The sequence below is a fragment of the Couchioplanes azureus genome (assembly GCF_014648355.1).
Taxonomy (GTDB): domain Bacteria; phylum Actinomycetota; class Actinomycetes; order Mycobacteriales; family Micromonosporaceae; genus Actinoplanes; species Actinoplanes azureus.
The window spans coordinates 488,990-508,086 of record NZ_BMQY01000001.1 but is presented as its reverse complement, the minus strand read 5'-3'; the positions used below and the strand labels follow the sequence as shown (position 1 = coordinate 508,086).

The window sequence follows — 19,097 nt, the reverse complement described above, 5'->3', positions numbered from 1 at the left end:
TCAGGACGGCGCCTCGCGGGTCAGATAGGTGTGGTGGGTGCGGAAGCCCAGCTTGCGGTAGAGGGCGACGGCGGCCGTGTTGCGCTCCTCGACCTGCAGGTAGGCGCGTGCCGCCCCCTGCTGCCGCGCCCATCCCGCCAGGGCTCGCACGACGTGCGCCGCCAGCCCGCCGCGCCGCGCCGCCGGAGCGGTCTGCAGCAGCGACACCCCCAGCCAGCGGTCCGGCCCGGTCACCGCGCCGCGGCCCACGGCGAGCAGGTCGCCGGCGGCGTCGCGGACATGGGCGAAGACCGCCACGGGTACGCCGGTGAGCACCTGGATCGCCGTCTCGGGCAGGGCGCCCTTGTGCTCGGCGACCATCGCGTACCAGTCGTCGGTGGGCGCGTCGGCGAGCTCGACCGTGGGCAGGTCGTCGCGCGCGCCGGTGGCCTCCAGCAGGCCCCCCACCCGCGCGGTCTGCACCAGGGTCAGCGGGCGGGCCGTCCAGCCGCGCGCGTCCAGGGCGGCGTTGACCGGTGCCGCCAGGGGCATCGGGGCGTTGACGAGGGGGCGCTGGCCGCGGGCCGCGTACCACCGCTCGACCGCGTCGATCGCGGCGTCGAGGGTCCGGTCCGGGTCGCCCACCGCCAGGGCCGAGTTGGCCCGGCCGGTCCAGCCGCCGGCCGACCGCAGGATCCAGGCGCCGAGCCGGGCCTGCGCCGGGGCCGGCCAGCCGTCGTTGGCCGCCAGCTCCAGGGCGGCCACCTCGGCGGCCGGGGGCCGGCGCGCGGCCGGCACCCGCTTGGCCCGGTGGACCTCCGCGAGCGGGACCCGCAGCGTCCCCTTGGCCGTGGCGAGAGTGAGATCCGTCTCCGTCAGCTCGACCAGTTCCCCGAGCGCATCCGTGAAAAGGGGGCGATCGTGGGAAACACCTACAATTCGACGAACCACCACCCGGTGTCCCACATCCTGCCGTCGGAGCACGTCCCACCTCCTCCCGGCGAGATACTAGGCTCTGCCCGTACCGTCGCGCTTTTCGAGCGGCTGGGCTTTGGTAAGCAAGGCTCTGGAAGGGAAAGACCGTGACCTACATCATCGCTGAGCCCTGCGTCGATGTGCTGGACAAGGCATGCATCGAGGAGTGCCCGGTCGACTGCATCTACGAGGGCAACCGGATGCTCTACATCCACCCCGATGAGTGCGTCGACTGCGGGGCCTGCGAGCCGGTCTGTCCCGTCGAGGCGATCTTCTACGAGGACGACGTTCCGGAGCAGTGGAAGGACTACACGAACGCCAACTACGAGTTCTTCGAGGATCTCGGTTCCCCCGGGGGCGCGTCGAAGGTCGGCAAGATCGAGAAGGACGCGACGTTCGTGGCGGCGCAGCCGCCGCGCGGGGACGCGCACTGACCGTGCTTTCGGCGTCGCTGCCCGACTTCCCCTGGGATCAGCTGGAGCCGGCCAAGGCCGTCGCCGCCGCCCACCCGGACGGCATCGTCGACCTGTCGGTCGGCACACCGGTCGACCCGGTGCCGGCGTCGGTCCAGGCCGCCCTGGCGGCCGCCGCGGACGCGCCGGGTTATCCGCAGACCGCGGGGACCCCGGCGCTGCGCGCGGCCGTCACCGCCTGGCTGGCCCGGGCCTGCGGTGCCTCGGGCAGCCTCGCGGTACTGCCCACCATCGGCTCCAAGGAGCTGGTGGCCTGGCTGCCCACCCTGCTCGGGGTCGGTCCGGGTGATGTCGTGGTCGTTCCCCGGGTGTGTTACCCGACGTACGAGGCCGGGGTGCGGCTCGCCGGTGCGGAGCTGGTCCGCAGCGACTCGCTCACCGCGCTCGGCCCGGATCCGCGGGTCAAGCTGGTCTGGGTCAACTCGCCGTCGAACCCGACCGGCAAGGTCCTGCCCGCGGCGCACCTGCGCAAGGTCGTCGACTGGGCGCGGGAGCGCGGCGCGGTCGTGGCCGCCGACGAGTGTTACCTCTCGCTGGGCTGGGAGGAGACGCCGGTGTCGGTGCTCTCCGACGAGGTCTGCGGCGGCGACTACACCGGCGTGCTGGCCGTCCACTCGCTGTCCAAGCGCTCCAACCTGGCCGGCTTCCGGGCGGGTTTCGTCGCCGGCGACCCGGCGGTGGTGGGGGAGCTGCTCGCGGTCCGCAAGCACGCGGGCATGATCGTCCCGGCGCCGGTGCAGGCGGCGATGATCGCGGCCCTCGGCGACGAGTCGCACGTCGCCGCCCAGCGTGACCGGTACGCGGCCCGGCGCGCGGCGCTACGGGCGGCGTTGACCGGCGCGGGCTTCACGATCGACCACAGCGCGGCAGGGCTCTACCTGTGGTCGACCCGCGGCGAGGACAGCTGGAAGACGGTCGACTGGCTGGCCGAGCGGGGCATCCTGGCGGCGCCCGGTGCCTTCTACGGCCCGGCGGCGGCGCAGCACGTGCGCATCGCCCTGACGGCCACGGACGAACGGGTCGCGGCGGCGGTCGCCCGCCTGGCCTGACCCGGGACGAGTCCCGAGCCGGGGAGGGTCCGGGCCCCGGACGAGAGACGCGGGCGGGAGCCGAAGCTTCCGCCCGCGCCGACGCAACCGCCGGTGATCGGCTAGACCAGCACCTTCAGCGCCTCCAGGCGCAGGCTCTGGCCGGTGGTGCCGACCTCGACCCAGTTCCACTTCCGGGCGCACTCCATGCCCTGCCAGCCGATGTTCTGCACGTGGCCCTCGGCGCAGACGCGCTTGGCGGTGCTGAGGCGCAGGGCCTCCAGGCGCAGCGCCTGTCCGGTGGTGCCCACCGTGACGATCCGGTTCGCGCGGGCGCAGCGGGTGCGCATCCAGCCGATGTTCTGCACGTGCGCCTTGGCGCAGATGCCGCCGGCCTTGGTGGTCAGGATGGAGACCGCCTCCAGGCGCAGCGACTGCCCGGTGGTGCCGACCATGACCGGGCGGCCGGAGCGGTTGCAGCGCCAGCCCTGCCAGCCGATGTTCTCGACGTGCCCGTTCACGCACACGGCGCCCTTGAACTTCGCCGTGTAGGCCTTGGCTGCCGCGCTCAGCGCCGGAGCCTGGACGGTGGCCGAGGGAGCCGCCGGGGTCACCGGGGCCGCCGAGGCGCCGCCGTGGGTGGGCAGGATGACGGTTGCGGCGGCAAGGCCGGCCACGGCCGCCGCGCGAAGGAAGTGAGTGATCCTGATCATGGCCGGAAAGTAGCCGCCCAAATGGGATGAAAAACACAGATTGCCCTAGGAAGCCTCCGAGTTGCACCTAACGGGTGATCAAGGACGATCGTTTGACGGCGGGCCTGCCGGGTAGCCGCAGAGAGCCCCGCCATCGTCCTGGAGGACCCGACCCGATGACACGTAAGCCCACCGAGGTGGTCAAGGATGCCGTCCAGGCCGCCACCGCGAAGGTGACCGACGCGCTGACGCCCGACGTACCCGGCTCGCCGGGCAGCGCTCCCGCGCCCCTCGAGGAACCCACCAAGCCGCACCCGCCGCTGCCGGCCAAGGCCGAGCAGGGCGCCCCCGAGACCCGCACGCCGACCGGCGCCGAGACCGGCGCGCCGGCCGAGGCCAACGGGCAGCAGGGAGCGTTCCTGACGACCTCGCAGGGCGCCCGGCTCGCCGACACCGACCACTCGCTGAAGGCCGGCCCGCGAGGCCCGATCCTGATGCAGGACCACCATTTCCGGGAGAAGATCACCCACTTCGACCACGAGCGGATCCCGGAGCGGGTCGTGCACGCCCGGGGCGCCGGAGCGCACGGCGTCTTCACCGGCTACGGCACCGCCGAGGGCGTCACCCGGGCCGGTTTCCTGACCAAGGGCAAGGAGACGCCGGTCTTCGTCCGGTTCTCCACGGTGCTCGGGTCGCGCGGCTCGGCCGACACCGTGCGGGACACCCGCGGCTTCGCCACGAAGTTCTACACCGACGAAGGCACGTTCGACCTCGTCGCCAACAACATCCCGGTGTTCTTCATCCAGGACGCCATCAAGTTCCCGGACATCATCCACGCGGGCAAGCCGCACCCCGATCGCGAGATCCCGCAGGCGCAGAGCGCGCACGACACGTTCTGGGACTTCGTCTCCCTGCACACCGAGGCCCAGCACCACACCATGTGGAACATGTCCGACCGGGGCATCCCGCGGTCGTACCGGACGATGGAGGGTTTCGGCGTCCACACGTTCCGGATGGTGAACGCGGCCGGCGAGACGGCGCTCGTCAAGTTCCACTGGAAGCCCAAGCTCGGCGTGCACTCCCTGGACTGGGAGGAGGCGCAGATCGCGGCCGGTGTGGACCCCGACTACCACCGCCGCGACCTGTACGACGCGATCGAGGCCGGCGCCTTCCCCGAGTGGGAGCTGGGCATCCAGGTCTTCCCGGACACGCCCGAGGAGACCTTCGCCGGCATCGACCTGCTCGACCCCACGAAGATCGTGCCCGAGGAGCTGGCCGCGGTGCAGCCGATCGGCAAGCTCGTCCTCAACCGCACGCCCCGCAACTTCTTCGCCGAGACCGAGCAGGTCGCCTTCCACCTCGGCCACCTGCCGCCGGGCATCGACGTCACGAACGACCCGCTGCTGCAGGGCCGGCTCTTCTCGTACGTCGACACCCAGCTCACCCGGCTGGGCGGCCCGAACTACCCGCAGATCCCGATCAACCGCCCGCACGCCCCGGTCAACGACATGCTGCGCGACGGTTTCCACCAGCACGCCGTGCACGCCGGGGTGGCGCCGTACCGGCCGAATTCGCTCGACGGCGGCAACCCGTTCCCCGCCGGGGTCAAGGAGAACGCCTTCGTCGACGTGCCGGTGCGGGTGGCGGAGGCGCCGAAGGTGCGGGCGAACCCGGTCTCCTTCGACGACCACTACAGCCAGGTCCGCCTGTTCTGGCTGAGCATGTCGCCGGTGGAGAAGGAGCACATCATCCGGGCCTACACCTTCGAGCTGGGCAAGTGCTACGAGCAGGCGGTCAAGGAACGGCAGCTGCGGTGCCTGGCGAACATCGACCCGGTGCTGTGCGAGCAGGTCGCCACCGGGCTGGGTCTGCCCGTACCCGAGCCGTCCGTCCCGCTGGCCGACGTCACCCCGAGCCCGGCGCTGTCGCAGGTGGGCGGGGAGTGGCCGGCCGACGGCCGGATCATCGGCATCGTCGTGGACGACGGCGACCTGGACGGCGTGGACGCGGTGCGCCAGGCGGTGTTCGGCGCCGGCATGGTGCCGCTGCTGATCGCCGCGCACGGCGGCATGGTGGGCCACCTGAGCGTGCAACGCACCTTCGCCACCGCCCGGTCCGTCGAGTTCGACGCCCTCCTGCTCGCCGCGGCGCCCGCGCCCGCGCCGGATGCCCTGCCGGCCCGGGACGCCAAGGCCGGCGCCGCCGACACGGTCACCGTGGACCCGCGCGTGGCGCTGCTGGTCGAGGAGGCCTGGCGGCACGCCAAGGCCATCGGGGCGTGGGGCGCCGGCGTCGCCGCGCTGGGCCAGTCGGGCGTGACCGGCACGCCGGGCGTCGTGACCGCCGATTCGGGTACGGAGGCGCTCGCCGGCGTGCAGCGGTTGCTGGCCGCCCACCGGGTATGGGAGCGGTTCCCGGCCACGGTCGCCTGATCCGCGGACACCGGAGAGGCGCGTCCCGGACGGGGCGGGCCTCTCCGGGGTTACGGCCAAAACATCAACCTTTCGGTGTGGTTCTTCTGACTGTTCGGAGGAGTTTGGCCGTCCCTTGCCGGGGGGCAAGTATCCGGACGACCTGCGACGGATTCCGGCATTCCCGGCCGTCGCTCGTTGTGCAGGTAACAGGGCCACCGACCCTCGGTGGCTGGATCGAAGGAGTCGTCCATGACGGTTATCGCCGCCCCTGTCGACAGCGCCGACCTCGCTGCTGATGCCTCGGCGACGACGGACCGCGCGAGCGAGCTGATCGCCGCGGTCGCCGCCCTGCCCGCCGGACACCCGTCCCGGGCCGCGCTGCGGGACCGCGCGATCGAGGCGTGGATGCCCCTGGCACGGCACCTGGCCAACCGCTACGCGGGCCGCGGCGAGCCGCTCGACGACCTCTTCCAGGTGGCCGTGATGGGCCTGATCAAGGCGGTCGACCGGTTCGAGGCCGACCGCGGCGTCGAGTTCGCCGGCTTCGCCATCCCGACCATCGTCGGCGAGCTGAAGCGCCACTTCCGCGACCGCACCTGGTCCATCCGGGTCCCGCGGCGGCTGCAGGAGCTCCGCCTGGCGATCACCGCGGCGAACAACACGCTCAGCCACACGCTGGGCCGGTCGCCGACGGTCGCGGACGTGGCCGACCACCTCGGCGTCACCGAGGAGGACGTGCTCGAGGGGCTGGAGGGCGCCCGTGCCTACAGCGCCACCAGCCTGTCCACCCCGATCAACGCCGACGGCAGCACCGAGCTCGGTGACACCCTCGGCGGCGACGACACCGGCTTCGAGCTCGCCGAGACCCGCGTCGCCCTCGGCCCCGCGCTGGCCCAGCTGGACGAGCGCGAGCAGAAGATCATCGCGCTGCGCTTCTACGGCAACCTGACCCAGTCGCAGATCGCCGAGCAGGTGGGCATCTCGCAGATGCACGTCTCGCGGCTGCTCACCAAGGCCCTCACCAAGCTGCGGGGCCACCTGGAGCTCGCCGTCTGAGGGCCGGACCTCAGCGGTCGACGGTGCCCGGCGGTGCCATGATCCGCAGGGCGTTGGGGTCGACGGTGATCCGGACGGGAGTCTGCCCGCACGGTTCCCCGTCGACCTCCACCCGGGCCGGCCGGTCGGTCTCCAGCCACAGCTCACCCACCGCGAGGAAGGGCTCGTCGCGCAGCGTGCGGCGGTGCCCGGTGGCGGCGTTGCGGGCGGTCTCCCGCAGCAGGGCGCGCCGGCTCGCGCCGCCCACCGGATAGGCCACCAGCAGCCGGTCGTCGGCGTCCGCGTCCCCGGCGATCGGCCGTCCGGCGTGGAAGCCGCCGTTGGCCACGTACAGCTGATGGGTGAGGAACTCGTGCTGCCGGCCCTGGGCGCGGAGCCGGGCCCGCAGCGGGCGGTGCCGGGCCAGCAGGGCCAGGGCGGTCATCGGGTACGCGAGCCGTCCGGCGACCCGCTTCAGCCGCCGGGGCGCCCTGGTCATCACGTCCGCGGAGAGCCCGACGCCGACGTGGTTGGTGAACAGCAGGTCCCCGGCGAGCCCCAGGTCGACGTCGACCACCGTGCCGTGGGTCAGCGTCGCGACGGCCTCGCCGAGATCGAGTGGCACCCCCACCGTACGGGCGAAGTTGTTCGTCGTGCCGAGCGGCAACAGCCCGAGCGCGATGTCGCGATGGGCGAGCACCCGGGCGGCCGTGCTGATCGTCCCGTCGCCGCCGCCCACGGCCAGCACGTCCGGGCCCAGCGCCACGGCGGCCGACAGGCTCGCCTCCAGCTCGCCGGGCCGGTGCACGGGAAAGTCTCCGAGCAGCCGGAATCCCGCGGCGAGCAGCCGGGACCGGGCGTCGGCATAGCGCCTCCCGCCGCGCCGGGAATGGGCGTTGACCACCAGGGCCGCCCGTCGCTCGCCGTGGATGTCCGCACTGAGCTGCTGCTTCGTCCGCATCGGCGATGACCCTACCGGTCAGGCGGTGAAGCGCATCCGCCGTCGCACGATGCGGATGGCGAGGAGGCCGAGGAGCAGGAGGGCGCCGCCCGTCGTGACCACCGTGGCGCTCGGCGTGCCGGTGACCGGCAGCCCCTCGCCGCCGGCCGCGCCGCCGGCCGCGCCGCCGGTCGCCGCCGGGGCCGCTCCCCCGGTCGCGGACGGGTCCGGCCCGGACGGAGGCGGCGGCGAGCCCGGGGAGGCGGGTGGTGTCGCGGCCGGGGTGAGCGGAGGGCCGTCGGTCACGGTGAGACGGACGAAGTTGCCGTTGGCCCGGATGTCCGCGGTCGGCAGCGTCCGCTCGCCGAGCGCCAGCACGCCCTGGTCGCCGCGGACGACCGGCTCGCCCGGGCCGGCGAAGTACGCGGCCACCCGGCGCAGGCCGCCGCGGGCGTCGGACCATCCCCTGCTCTGCCAGCGGAACGCGATGGTCGCGACCGCTCCGGGCTCCGTGCCGGGCCGGACGGCCGCGACCGGCGTCGTGATGGTCAGGCCTCCGTGCGCGGGCAGCGTCACGGAGAACTCGCACCAGGCGATGCCGCGGCCGGCGTTGGCCGTGTACCAGCAGTTGCGGTAGCGGCGGGCGAACTCGAGGCCGGCGTCGATCTCGAGCTTCGCGACCAGGCCGCGTACCGGGCCGTCGTCCGCGCTCCGTACGCCGAGGGGTACCCGGACGACGTCGCCGCGGCGGGCCCGGTACTCGACCTTGGCGGGCCACTCGTCGTCCTTGATCTCGGTGACCGCCTCCAGCCGGGCGGGATCGGCGGGCGCCGCGGCCGCGGCCAGGCCGGCGAGGGCTCCGGCGGCGAGGGCGATGGTCGTGAGCACACGAGCGACTGTCACCGCATCATGCTTCCATATCACTACAAATAGGACGTAGTTAGCCGATCGCGACCCAGACGTCGTCGAGGGCGCCTTGGAACTGGTCGTTGTCCCGGTAGGCGCCCTTGCCGCCGATGCTGAGCGGAATGGCGTTGGCGACCGACAGGGCTGCCGGCACGGTGGTGCTGCCCCGGCGGCGGCCGTCGACCCGGATGGCGAGCCAGGTGCCCCGGCGGCGGCACTCCAGGGTGTGCCAGGCGTTGTCCGCCACCGTGACGCTGCTCCGGGCGATGTGGACGCGGCCCTGGGCATCCACCATCGCGCAGCTCGGCTTGCCCGCCGTACCGTCGATCTGCAGTTTGTACTGGCTGCCCCGGGCCGAGTAGCCCTTCTGGACGATGTTCTCGCCCTTGCTGGTCTGCTTGCGGGAGAGCAGCACGGAGGCGCCGAAGCGGATCGGCTTGCGGCCCGGGTTGAGGGCCGCCGAGCTCTTGGCGCGCAACGCCACCCGGGGGCACGGCTCCTGCCGGCACGGCGGCGGGAACTGCAGCGCCGTGCCGTCACCGTGGGCGATCGAGGTGAGCGTTCCGCCCTTGCTGCTGACCGTCCTGAGCGGGTGGAGGCCGCCGGTGGCGTCGGGGAAGAGCGTGCCGGCGGTGCCGTCGAAGGTGTAGCGGACCACCTCCGTCGGCGCTGTCCCGGCGTCGGCGCGGATCCAGAACGAGCCGCCGACCGTGGCCGCCGTGGCGGTGGCGGCCACGATCGCTCCCGTCGTCCAGCGTCGGCGGCGGGTCCGTACCCGCGGCTGGTGATCGTCAGTCATGTCCGAATAATCCCAGTTTGGGGGAATCTTCGGCGCGTGCGGCGGCGCGGTCGAACGGCCAGGAACCGATGGCCGTTCGGCGGGCTACTCGTCCTCTTCCCGGGATTCCGGCTCCTCGGCCGCGGACTCGCCGGCCGCCTCGGGCTCGGCGTCGTCCAGCTCGTCCCCGACGGCCGGCACGTCGACCCAGAGGGCGCGCAACTGGTTCTGCATGAACGCCGTCAGCCGCGCCCGGTACTCCCGGTCGAACCGCTCCAGGGACTCGATCTGCCGCTGCAACGCCTCCCGCTTGGCGCCGAGGCTGCCTACGGCGTCCTCGTACCGCTGCTGGGCCTGCAGTTTGAGCTGATCCGCCTGCTCCTCGGCCTTCTTGGCGACGGTCTGCGCCTGGGTCCGGGCCTCCGAGACGATCCGGTCCGCGCTGCGCCGGGCCTCCTCGGCCTGGGCGCGCGTCTCGCGGGCCGCCTTCTCGGCGGTCGCCCGCGCCTCGGCCAGGACCTTGTCGGCCTCCCGCCGGATGTTCTGCGAGTGGGTCTCGGCATCGGCCGCGATCTTGTCGGCCGCCGCCTGGGCGTCCGTACGGATCTTCTCCGCCTGGCGGTTGGCGATGGCGATGTGCTCCTCGGCCGTCCGCTGCGCCAGCGTGAGCACCTGGAGGGCCTGGTTCGGGTGCATGGTGCCCGGCACGATCAACGGGTGCTCCGACGTGGCGGTGTCCGGAGAGGATCCGGCGAGGACGGCCTTGATGCGGTCCTTGATCTGGTGCTCGGTCACGGTCACGGCGATCTCCCCTGGGGTCGTGGGCGGACTTCTCGTCGCAGGACTCATAACGGGCGAGGGCCGCCCTTCGGCGCGGCAGTGAGACATGACTCGCCGCGACGGCTCACCGCCGCGCCGGGCCGGGACGGCCGGCGAGCCGACCGGATGGTGGAGCCCGGCTGTTCGGGCCACTTCCCGGGCCCGCGGGCGGCGGTTGTCAGGGAGCGTGGCCGGATCCTCGGGTGGTTGGTCCGGCCACGCTGCACGTCCGGACCGGCGCCACGGGAGAGCCCATGTCCAACCTCCGGCGCCGCGACGCCCGGTCGCTGTGGCCGTGGATCGCCGGCGGCCTCGCCGTCGCGATGATCGCCGCCCTGATCGCCCTGTTCGCGGTCCTCGGAGTGATCGCGAACCGGCTCTCGGCGGGCCTCGGCGCCGGCGGTTCCCCGCGTCAGGAGGCGGTCGGCGGCCGCCTGCACGAGGTGGTCGCCGACGGCGGCTTCCAGTTCTCGGTCGCCGGGATGCGCTGCGGCGCCCGCCGGCTCGGCAGCGACGACTTCGGGCAACGGGCGCGCGGCGAGTTCTGCCTGGTGGCGGTCACCGTCCGGAACATCGGCACGCGGCCGGAGATCCTCGACGGGGCGGCGCAGACCGCGTACGCCGCCGACGGCTCGGCCTTCGTCAGCGAGGTCGGCGCCGCCATGTACGTGGGCGGCCGGCGCCCGGGCATCCTGGAGCGCATCGACGCCGGCGCGCGGGTACGCGGCACGCTGGTGTTCGACGTCCCGCGCGGCACCCGGCTCACGTCGATCGTTCTGCGTGACTCCGTCCGTACCCGGGGAGTGCGCATTCCGCTTGCGCGGGCGTAGGTTTCTCGCCATGGCTGAGCAACCCGTGATCGTGGTCCGCGGCGAGGCCGTCCGTGAGGTGCCGCCGGAGATCGCGCAGTTCTGCGTCACCGTGTCCGCGCGCGACAAGGATCGGCAGGCCGCCCTCGCCCGGCTGGCCGAGCGGGCGGCCGCGCTGCGTGCCGTGCTCGACGGCTACGCCGACGCGATCGAGCGGCGCGACACCGCCGGGATCCAGGTGCGGCCCGAGCTCAAGCGCGGCGGCGAGCGCGTCTCGGCGTACGTGGGCAGCGTCGGCACCACGGTCACGGTGACCGACTTCGGCGCGCTCGGGGAGATGCTGCTGCGGCTGGCCGACGCCGAGCAGACCGCCATCTCGGGTCCCTGGTGGCAGCTGCGCCCCGGCAGCCGGGCGGGCGCCGACGTGCGGCGGGAGGCGATCGCCGACGCGCTGGGCCGCGCCCGGGAGTACGCGCAGGCCGTCGGCGCCGAGGTGGACCGGCTGATCGAGATCTCCGACGAGGGCGCCGGCGGCGGTGGCGGCGGCATGATGCGCGCCGCCGCGTTCGGCCTGGAGTCCGCCGACCTGGAGCTCGAGGTCGATCCGCAGCCGCAGACCGTGCACGCCGCGGTGGTGGTGCGGGTGGCCATCACGGAGCCCACCCTCATGTCGGAAATGTGTGACAAAAAGATATAAGGGAACTCTTCAGACCGGGCTCTCCACGCCGATGGGTGTGATTCCCGGTCCTGAAGGGTGTGAGTGCGATGGCTTTGCCGCAGCTCGGCGCCTGGGTACTGGAGGAGCTGCCGAAGCTCAACCAGGCCATCCTGCGCGACGTCCTGGCCCCGCGGGTGCTGACCGACGCCCTGCACGAGGTGGTCCTGCCCGATCTGCCCCTGCCTGAGCGGCTGTCCGCGGAGGAAGCGCAGCGGCTCGTGGTCAATCTCGGCTTCGTGGGTGCCTCGGTGGCGAGGCACTATCAGGAGCGCACGCCCGGCGGCAAGGAGACGCCGGAGCGGGCGTTCGAGGGGCTCGCGGCGGGTACGGAGCAGATTCCCTTCCAGCGCTACTTCGCCGGGCTCGCCGACCGGACGGGCACCGGCCACGACCATCGCGACAGCTACGCCTCGCTGGTGCGGTGGAACGTGGGCACGGTGGAGGTCCGCCTGGGGGAGCGGACCGTGGCGGTGCTCCCGGGGGTGTTCGACGACGGCAGGACCCGCACGTACACCGGCACCACCGGGGAGGAGAACTTCTTCGCGCTGGTGAAGAAGGGCGAGGCGGTCGAGCGGGCGGTCAACGACCTGCTGGAGCCGCTGGCCACGCCGGAGACCCGCTGGGCCTCCCCCGAGGCGGTGTCGCGGGTGCGTACCGCGACGGTGCTGGTGGACGCGCTACGGGACCTCTTCCTGGAGTTCGCGGCCCTGCCGCCCGAGAAGAGCATGCCTCCCGAGCAGTTCATGGACGTGTTCCGCCAGTTCGCCGTGCACTGGAAGCCGGGCGACATCCCGCCGAGCGGCGCCCTGGACGTCGAGGCGCTCAAGCGTGACTTCCTGCTCGGCATCGCGATTCCCGACTACGCCACGCACGTGCGCCGGTTGTTCCCGGGATTGCTGAGCGAGGAGCAGGCGGCGCTGGAGAGCCTGATGGCCCAGCCCACCCTGCCCCAGCGGATGGCCGCCGACCTCGGCGTCGACCTCGACCGGCTGCCGGCTTCCGGCCTCACCGAGCTTCGTCGGCTGGTCGGCCACCACCCGGTGCTGGCCGACTGGTACGACCTGCTGACCGCGCATGCGCGGGCCGCCGGCTCGCACCTGATGCTGAGCAAGAAGTTCCTGTTCAAGCCGCAGCGCCAGCGCGACGCCGCGGGCCTCGGCGACCGGCCCCTGGTGTCGAACCGGTCCGGCACCACCGGCATGACCGAGACCTACCTGGAGCGGCTGACCCGGGCCCGGCGTCAGCACGTGCTGGCGCCGCTGCGCCCCGCCCTCGATGCGGAAGTCCGGGAAGACGCGCCATTGAGTGCGGTACGGTCGGATTTGTTGGAGATTGCACCGGTCGAGGTGCGGCTGGTTTCGTGATTGCCGATGGCCGCGCCCGCCGCGGGCGAGGCCGCAGCCGGGAGCGGATGGTGGGCACGAAGGTGAACGGGAAGCCGGCGGTCGAGGCACGACCACCGGCGCTGGTCGGTCACGAGCAGTTGATGGCACTGATCGACCACACGTCTGCCGTTATCTACATGCGCGATGTCGACGGCCGCTACCTGCTGGTCAACCGCGAGTACGAGCGGCTGTTCGAGCTGTGCCGGGACGACATCGTCGGCCTGACCGACCACGACCTGTTTCCCAAGGACACGGCCGACGCCTTCCGCGCCAACGACCTGGAGGCCTTCGCCCGGGGCGTACCCGTGCAGATGGAGGAGGAAGTCCCCGGCGACGACGGGGTACGCACCTACATCACCGTCAAGTTCCCGCTCATCGACGAGGCCGGCCAGCCGTACGCCGTCTGCGGCATCTCCACCGACATCACCGACCGCAAGCGGGCCGAGGAACAGGTACGCCAGCTCAACGCGAACCTGGAACTGCGCGTCCGTGAGCGCACCGCCGAGCTCGAGGCGTCCACCCGTGAGCTCGACGCGTTCGCGTACTCGGTCTCCCACGACCTGCGCGCGCCCCTGCGCAGCCTGGAGGGCTTCAGCCAGGTCCTGCAGGAGGACTACGCCGACGTCCTCGACGAGCAGGGGCACCAGTATCTGCGCCGGATCCAGGCGAACGTCGCGCGCATGGCGCAGATGATCGACGACCTGCTGGGCCTGTCCCGCGCGACCCGCACCGAGCTGCACCGCGAGCACACCGACCTCTCGGCGCTGGCCCGCGAGGTGATCGCCGAGCTGCGCAACGCCGACCCCGGCCGCGAGGTGGAGGTCGTCGTGGCCGACGGGCTGGTGGCCCAGGCCGACCCGCACCTGATCCGCCTGGTGCTGCAGAACCTGCTGGGCAACGCCTGGAAGTTCACCTCGAACCGGGCCGACGCCACCATCACGATGACCTCGGCAGCGCAGCAGGGCGTCGAGGTGTTCGCGGTGACCGACAACGGCGCGGGCTTCGACATGCGCTACTCGCACAAGCTCTTCGACCCGTTCCAGCGGCTGCACTCGACGGCCGAGTACGAGGGCACCGGCATCGGCCTCGCGATCGTGCAGCGGATCATCACCCGGCACGGCGGGCAGATCGTCGCCGACAGCTCGCCCGGCAACGGCGCGACGTTCCGGTTCAGCCTCACCCCCGCACCCGCCGACTGGGAGATCCGATGAGCGACGGCCCCATCCTGCTGGTCGAGGACAACCCCGATGACGTGATGTTCACGATCCGCGCGTTCGGCAAGAACCACATCAAGAACGAGGTCATCGTGGCGAGCGACGGGGAGGAGGCGCTACGGCTGCTGCTGCCCGACGACGGCAGCCCGCCGCTGAAGCCGGCGCTGATCCTGCTCGACGTCAACCTGCCGAAGGTCAACGGGCTGGAGGTGCTGCGCCACATCCGCGGCAACGAGCGCACCATGGGCCTGCCCGTCGTGGTGCTGACCACCTCCAACGAGGAGCGCGACATCGTGGAGAGCTACCGGCTCGGCGCGAACAGCTACGTCCGCAAGCCGGTGGTCTTCGACGAGTTCCTCGCCGCCGCCAAGGTCCTCGGCGTGTACTGGCTGATCGTCAACGAGCCGCTTCCGCCCGGGCTGGGCCGGTGAGGATCGCGTGGACCCGTGCCACCTGCTCGTCATCGACGACAGCGACGACGACGCCTTCCTGATCGCCCGGCATCTGGTCCGCGCCGGGCTGACGGTCGAGCACACCCGCGTCGACACGGCCGCGGACGTGGCCGCCGCCCTGCGCGACCGGCCGCCCGACGTGGTCATCTGCGACTACAACATGCCGGCGCTGCGGGCCGAGGACGCCCTCGAACAGATCCGCCGGCAGGACCCGGACATCCCCTTCATCCTCGTCTCCGGGGAGGTCGGCGAGGAGACCGCGGCGGCGGTGATGCGCGCCGGCGCGCAGGACTTCGTGCTCAAGAGCAAGCTGGCCCGCCTGGCGCCCGCGGTGCAGCGCGAGCTCCGCGAGTCCGCGGAGCGCCGGCAGCGCCGCCGGGCCGAGGCGGCGCTGCGCGACAGCGAGGAGCGGTTCCGGCTGCTCGCCGAGCACGCCCAGGACATCATCTTCCGCTACCGCCTGGTCCCGGAGCCCGCCGTCGAATACCTGAGCCCGGCCATCGCCACGATCATCGGGCGGCCGCCCGACGACTTCTACGACGACCCGGACCTCATCTTCCGCCTGGTCGAGCCGGAGGACCGGCCGGCGCTGGAGCAGTCCTGGCGGTCGCCGCGCCCCGGCACGGTCACCGTCCGGTGGCGCGGGCCCAGCGGCGCGACCGTCTGGACCGAACAACGCGCGGTGGCCATCGTCGACGACGCCGGCCTGGTCCTGGCGGTCGAGGGGATTCTGCGCGACACCACCGAACAGGTGCTCGCCGAGCAGCAACGGGCCGAGTTGGAACGGCAGTTGCGCCAGGCCGAGCGCCTCGACTCCCTCGGCCAGCTCGCCGGCGGGGTCGCCCACGACTTCAACAACCTGCTGGCGGTGATCTCCGGCTACGCGGCCATGCTGGCCGAGGACCTTCCGCCGGACGATCCGGTCCAGTCCGACGTCAACGGCATCCAGCAGGCCGCGGCGCGGGGTACGGCCCTGATCCGCCAGCTGCTCATCTTCAGCCGCCTGGAACCGTCGCAGCCGGAGGTCCTCGACCTCAACGCCGTCGTACAGGAGATGCAGAAGCTGTTCGACCGTACGCTCGGCGAGGACATCGAGATGAGCACGATGCTGCAGCCCGGCCTGCCACCGGTGACGATGGACCGCAGCAAGCTCGAGCAGGTGCTGATGAACGCCGTCGTCAACGCGCGCGCCGCGATGCCCACCGGCGGCCGGCTGACCATCACCACCGGTGAGGGCGGCGACACGCAGGTCGGCGGCGGGTCGGCCGTCACCCTGACCATCACCGACACGGGCTGCGGCATGTCCGCCGAGGTCGCCGCCCGCGCCTTCGAGCCCTTCTTCACCACCAAGGGGCGCGGCCAGGGCACCGGTCTCGGCCTGGCCACCGCGTACGGGGCGGTGACCGAGGCGGGCGGCACGATCGCGCTGGACTCCCGCCCCGGACAGGGCACCACGCTGCGGGTCTGCCTGCCCGCGACGGCCGCCCCGGCCACCGGCGCCGACGCCGACGCGCCGAGCGCGCCCACCGGCGAGACCGGGCAGATCGTGCTGGTCGTGGAGGACGAGGACGCCGTCCGCGACATCGTCTGCCGCATCCTGACCAAGGCCGGGTACCGGATCCACCGGACCGCGACGCCGCACGAGGCGCTCAAGCTGTGCCTCGAGGACCAGGTGCAGATCGACGTCCTGCTCACCGACGTCATCATGCCGGGCATGTCGGGCACCCAGCTGGCCGCGGAGCTGCGGCGCAACCGGCCGGACCTGCCCGTGCTGTTCATGTCCGGCTACACCAACGGCATCGCGCCCGGCGGGCAGGAGCTTCCGCCGGACGCCCCGCTGCTGCGCAAGCCCTTCGGCAAGGACACGTTGCTCACCGAGCTGCACCGGCTGCTGCGCCATGGCACCGGCTCGTAGCGGTCCGGCCGATCCCTCCGTTTCGGCACCGCGAGCCGCCGCGATCGGCGAGACTCGCACCATGCGTCGATTGTTGCTCCGGATCGCCAACGTGAACCCGGAGAGCGTGACCACGCACTCGGACCGGGTCCTCTACTGCTCCATCGGCGTCTTCATCGTGCTCTATTTCGGGTACGCGACGGTGGGCGGCGCCGCCTTCGTGGACGCCAGCGCCAACTACACCGACCCGTGGTATCAGTGGCTGGTCGGCCCGCTGGTGGCGACGGGCGTGGTCGCGTACGACCGGGCCGTGGTCGGCCGGGTGGCGATCAACTTCGAGAACCTGGACTCGCCCGACCCGAACGAGCTGCTGCGCAAGCCCACGCTGGGCCTCTACGCCGGCCGGCTCTGCCTCGCCCTGCTCTTCGCGGTGATCATCACCGAGCCGCTGATGCTGGAGCGCTACAAGGGCGAGATCGACGCCCACCTCAACGACGTGCACAACGCCGAGATCAGCGAGATCGAGAAGGGCGGGGCGATCGCCGCGTACGATGCCCGGCTCGCGGAGCTCAAGAAGCAGACCGCCGCGGAGAACAAGGCGGTGCAGGCGCTGAACACGCGGGCGGCCGAGAAGCGCCGCGACGCCCGCCAGCTCTACGCCCAGGCGGTCGCCGACTCCGAGGGCGACGGCGCGTCCCGCAAGGCCGGCTGCCCGCCCGGCGGCTTCTGCGACACGCTGGTCAAGCGGTCGCGGGGCCTCGACGAGGAGGCGGCCCAGCTCGACGCCCAGGCCGCGCGGCTGCAGGAGAGCCAGAAGGCGGCCCGGGAGTCGCGCGCCGCCGAGGAGACGGACCTGACCAACAAGATCAAGGCGCAGCGTACGGCGAACGCCGAGGCGATCGCGGCCGACGCCGGGTTCGGCGCCCGTACCAAGGCCATGTGGTTCCTGGTGAGCAGCGACTTCTGGGGCATCGGCGTCTTCTACGTCGGCATCGCGCTCCTGCTGGTCGCGCTGGACTGCGCCGCGGTGGGACTCAAGATCGTCTCGCACGGCAACGCCTACGAGCGGACCGAGGCACGACAGGCCCGCTGCCGCGAGCACGAGGCGGCGATCGGCTACGAGCAGGGCCTCAAGGACGCCCGCCGGTACGCCGAGGCGGCCTCCCGGGTGATGGCGGAGAGCATCGGCAAGGCCTCGCACGACGAGGAGCTGGCCGACATCGCCATGGAACGGGCCCGGGCGCACCTGTACGACAGCGTGGCGGGCGCGCCGATCTCGCCGGTGTCGTCCGTGCCGCTGATCGACCACCACCCGCCGCCGAGCCCGCCGCACGGCCCGCCGCCCACGCTTCACGATGTGGACAGCGTCAGGGCGTAGTGCAAATTGCACGAGGGGGCTACGATTTCATCCCGGTACACCGCCAGCCCACGCTCTGTTTTCGGCGGTGGCGCCGGGCTCGAGGAGCGGCGGAGGCGGCGAGCGATCGCCGTCGCCGCCGTGGCCGGCACCGGCTGTGGATGGCCGGCGGTGGGCTGCTGTGGCACCCGCACCCCGCCATCCCGGCGGTTGCCGTCGTCACCGGCTCGGGCTCGGCCCGTCGGTGGCGCTGGTCCGGGGCTCGCAGTCCACGACGCGGACCGCCCGCTGCGGGACCGGCCGCAGCACCGGCGCCGCAAACCGCGCGGCATAGCGCGCGCGGGTCGCGGAGGTTCCCAGCGCATGCCGGAGCTGCTCGAACTCGTCGCTGGACAGGATGACGCTCGCCATGTCCAGCGCCTGCTGCCGGGATCTGCCGCGCGGAAGAGCGACGACGACTCCCTGCGGCGTCTTCACACGGACCGCGATCGGCAGCTCGGTCATGCAGACGCGCATGGTACCTCCTGAGATTCGCTGATTGCGGCGGTCGCGAGCGGGGCGCGGTGCGCCTCCGGCTACTGAATGTGTATCCGCCCACACTCTATGAAGCATCCGACATGATCGATGCCTGCGGCGCAGAATTCTTGCGATACGAAAACGGGGCGAAAGGGGCGTGCCGGGGTTTACGCCGATCGATCGGCGCTCAGCAGGGACTGCACCAGGGCGAGCACGTGCCGCCGGTCGTCGGGGCTGAGCCGGGACAGCGCCGCGACCAGGATGGTGATCTCGGGATCGGTGGCCGGCTCCTGCCAGGTGGCGAGGCCGGCGGCCGACGCGGCCACGGCGCGGACGGCGTCGAGGGGCACGGCGAGCCCCTCCGCGAGCCCTTCGAGGGTCGCGGGATGGGGCGGCCGGCGCAGGTGCTCGGCCGTCGCGAGGTGGTGGACGGTGGAGCGCGGTATGCCGCCGCGGCGCGCGACATCGGCATACGACCAGCCCTGCTCCGCCATCCGGTCCCGGATGAGCTGCTGGAGAGGGTTCATCGGCATCCCGGTCATCGTCGTGCGTCGCTCGCTCTGAGTCTGTCTCGGGTGTCCGAGTCAGCGAAGTTCATAATTTACCGCGCAAATATATCGAACGAGGTCGACCCCTTGTCCGGCACCATCGTCGAGCGTAGCGTCCGATGTCGATGGACAACCTGTCCATCGAGGTTGGACGTTGGGAGGCAC

General features: G+C 72.4%; 19 protein-coding genes. 11 read left to right on the top strand and 8 right to left on the bottom strand.

The genetic code is table 11. The features are described 5' to 3' along the window. Entirely contained in the window at positions 1–963 is a 963-nt protein-coding gene (locus tag IEY99_RS02350; RefSeq protein ID WP_189198993.1) for a GNAT family N-acetyltransferase, read from the bottom strand. 98 nt (positions 964–1,061) lie between these two features. On the opposite strand from IEY99_RS02350, the gene fdxA reads away from it, so the two are divergent. Together fdxA and dapC are read left to right on the top strand one after the other, a co-directional pair. After that, positions 1,062–1,388 (top strand): ferredoxin, encoded by a 327-nt coding sequence (fdxA, locus tag IEY99_RS33915; protein WP_106127678.1) that lies wholly within the window; start codon positions 1,062–1,064, stop codon positions 1,386–1,388. A 2-nt stretch (positions 1,389–1,390) separates the two neighbouring features. Further along, positions 1,391–2,476: a succinyldiaminopimelate transaminase gene (gene dapC, locus IEY99_RS02345; RefSeq protein ID WP_373293269.1), complete on the top strand. Its 1,086-nt coding sequence runs from the start codon at positions 1,391–1,393 to the stop codon at positions 2,474–2,476. Between the two features lie 101 nt (positions 2,477–2,577). Here dapC and IEY99_RS02340 read toward each other — a convergent pair whose 3' ends face one another. Continuing rightward, the gene (locus tag IEY99_RS02340; RefSeq protein ID WP_189198991.1) at positions 2,578–3,168 is read right to left on the bottom strand and encodes a hypothetical protein; all 591 of its coding nucleotides are present in this window, start codon (positions 3,166–3,168) and stop codon (positions 2,578–2,580) included. A gap of 155 nt (positions 3,169–3,323) precedes the next feature. Here IEY99_RS02340 and IEY99_RS02335 point away from each other — a divergent pair, with 155 nt between their 5' ends. Beyond that, positions 3,324–5,579, top strand: a complete 2,256-nt coding sequence (locus IEY99_RS02335; RefSeq protein ID WP_189198990.1) for a catalase — start codon at positions 3,324–3,326, stop codon at positions 5,577–5,579. Between the two features lie 231 nt (positions 5,580–5,810). Continuing rightward, on the top strand, positions 5,811–6,617 hold the full coding sequence (locus IEY99_RS02330; protein WP_189198989.1) for an RNA polymerase sigma factor SigF: 807 nt from the start codon (positions 5,811–5,813) through the stop codon (positions 6,615–6,617). A 10-nt stretch (positions 6,618–6,627) separates the two neighbouring features. On the opposite strand, the gene IEY99_RS02325 is transcribed toward IEY99_RS02330, so the two are convergent. From IEY99_RS02325 to IEY99_RS02310, 4 genes are all read right to left on the bottom strand, one after another. Then, the gene (locus IEY99_RS02325) at positions 6,628–7,557 is read right to left on the bottom strand and encodes a diacylglycerol/lipid kinase family protein (RefSeq protein ID WP_189198988.1); all 930 of its coding nucleotides are present in this window, start codon (positions 7,555–7,557) and stop codon (positions 6,628–6,630) included. An 18-nt stretch (positions 7,558–7,575) separates the two neighbouring features. Continuing rightward, complete coding sequence (locus tag IEY99_RS02320; protein ID WP_189198987.1) at positions 7,576–8,439, bottom strand: hypothetical protein; 864 nt, start codon at positions 8,437–8,439, stop codon at positions 7,576–7,578. A gap of 37 nt (positions 8,440–8,476) precedes the next feature. Further along, positions 8,477–9,241, bottom strand: coding sequence for a LamG-like jellyroll fold domain-containing protein (locus IEY99_RS02315; RefSeq protein ID WP_189198986.1), 765 nt, complete (start codon positions 9,239–9,241; stop codon positions 8,477–8,479). Positions 9,242–9,325: 84 nt separating this feature from the next. Next, complete coding sequence (locus tag IEY99_RS02310; RefSeq protein WP_229798026.1) at positions 9,326–10,021, bottom strand: hypothetical protein; 696 nt, start codon at positions 10,019–10,021, stop codon at positions 9,326–9,328. A 272-nt stretch (positions 10,022–10,293) separates the two neighbouring features. On the opposite strand from IEY99_RS02310, the gene IEY99_RS02305 reads away from it, so the two are divergent. The 7 genes from IEY99_RS02305 (at position 10,294) to IEY99_RS02275 (ending at position 17,889) form a co-directional block, all read left to right on the top strand. After that, positions 10,294–10,869, top strand: a complete 576-nt coding sequence (locus tag IEY99_RS02305; protein ID WP_189198985.1) for a DUF4352 domain-containing protein — start codon at positions 10,294–10,296, stop codon at positions 10,867–10,869. 10 nt (positions 10,870–10,879) lie between these two features. Next, on the top strand, positions 10,880–11,545 hold the full coding sequence (locus IEY99_RS02300; protein ID WP_189198984.1) for an SIMPL domain-containing protein: 666 nt from the start codon (positions 10,880–10,882) through the stop codon (positions 11,543–11,545). A gap of 68 nt (positions 11,546–11,613) precedes the next feature. Continuing rightward, complete coding sequence (locus IEY99_RS02295; RefSeq protein WP_189198983.1) at positions 11,614–12,930, top strand: hypothetical protein; 1,317 nt, start codon at positions 11,614–11,616, stop codon at positions 12,928–12,930. Between the two features lie 50 nt (positions 12,931–12,980). Next, on the top strand, positions 12,981–14,162 hold the full coding sequence (locus IEY99_RS02290) for a sensor histidine kinase (protein WP_189198982.1): 1,182 nt from the start codon (positions 12,981–12,983) through the stop codon (positions 14,160–14,162). Next, entirely contained in the window at positions 14,159–14,596 is a 438-nt protein-coding gene (locus IEY99_RS02285) for a response regulator (RefSeq protein WP_189198981.1), read from the top strand. Before IEY99_RS02290 ends, IEY99_RS02285 begins: the two co-directional genes overlap by 4 nt. A gap of 7 nt (positions 14,597–14,603) precedes the next feature. Further along, positions 14,604–16,532, top strand: coding sequence for a hybrid sensor histidine kinase/response regulator (locus tag IEY99_RS02280; protein WP_189198980.1), 1,929 nt, complete (start codon positions 14,604–14,606; stop codon positions 16,530–16,532). A gap of 61 nt (positions 16,533–16,593) precedes the next feature. After that, positions 16,594–17,889 (top strand): DUF4407 domain-containing protein, encoded by a 1,296-nt coding sequence (locus IEY99_RS02275; protein ID WP_189198979.1) that lies wholly within the window; start codon positions 16,594–16,596, stop codon positions 17,887–17,889. Between the two features lie 198 nt (positions 17,890–18,087). On the opposite strand, the gene IEY99_RS02270 is transcribed toward IEY99_RS02275, so the two are convergent. Beyond that, entirely contained in the window at positions 18,088–18,372 is a 285-nt protein-coding gene (locus IEY99_RS02270; RefSeq protein WP_194505953.1) for a hypothetical protein, read from the bottom strand. 179 nt (positions 18,373–18,551) lie between these two features. After that, positions 18,552–18,917, bottom strand: coding sequence for a helix-turn-helix domain-containing protein (locus IEY99_RS02265; RefSeq protein WP_229798024.1), 366 nt, complete (start codon positions 18,915–18,917; stop codon positions 18,552–18,554). Positions 18,918–19,097: the final 180 nt, after the last annotated feature.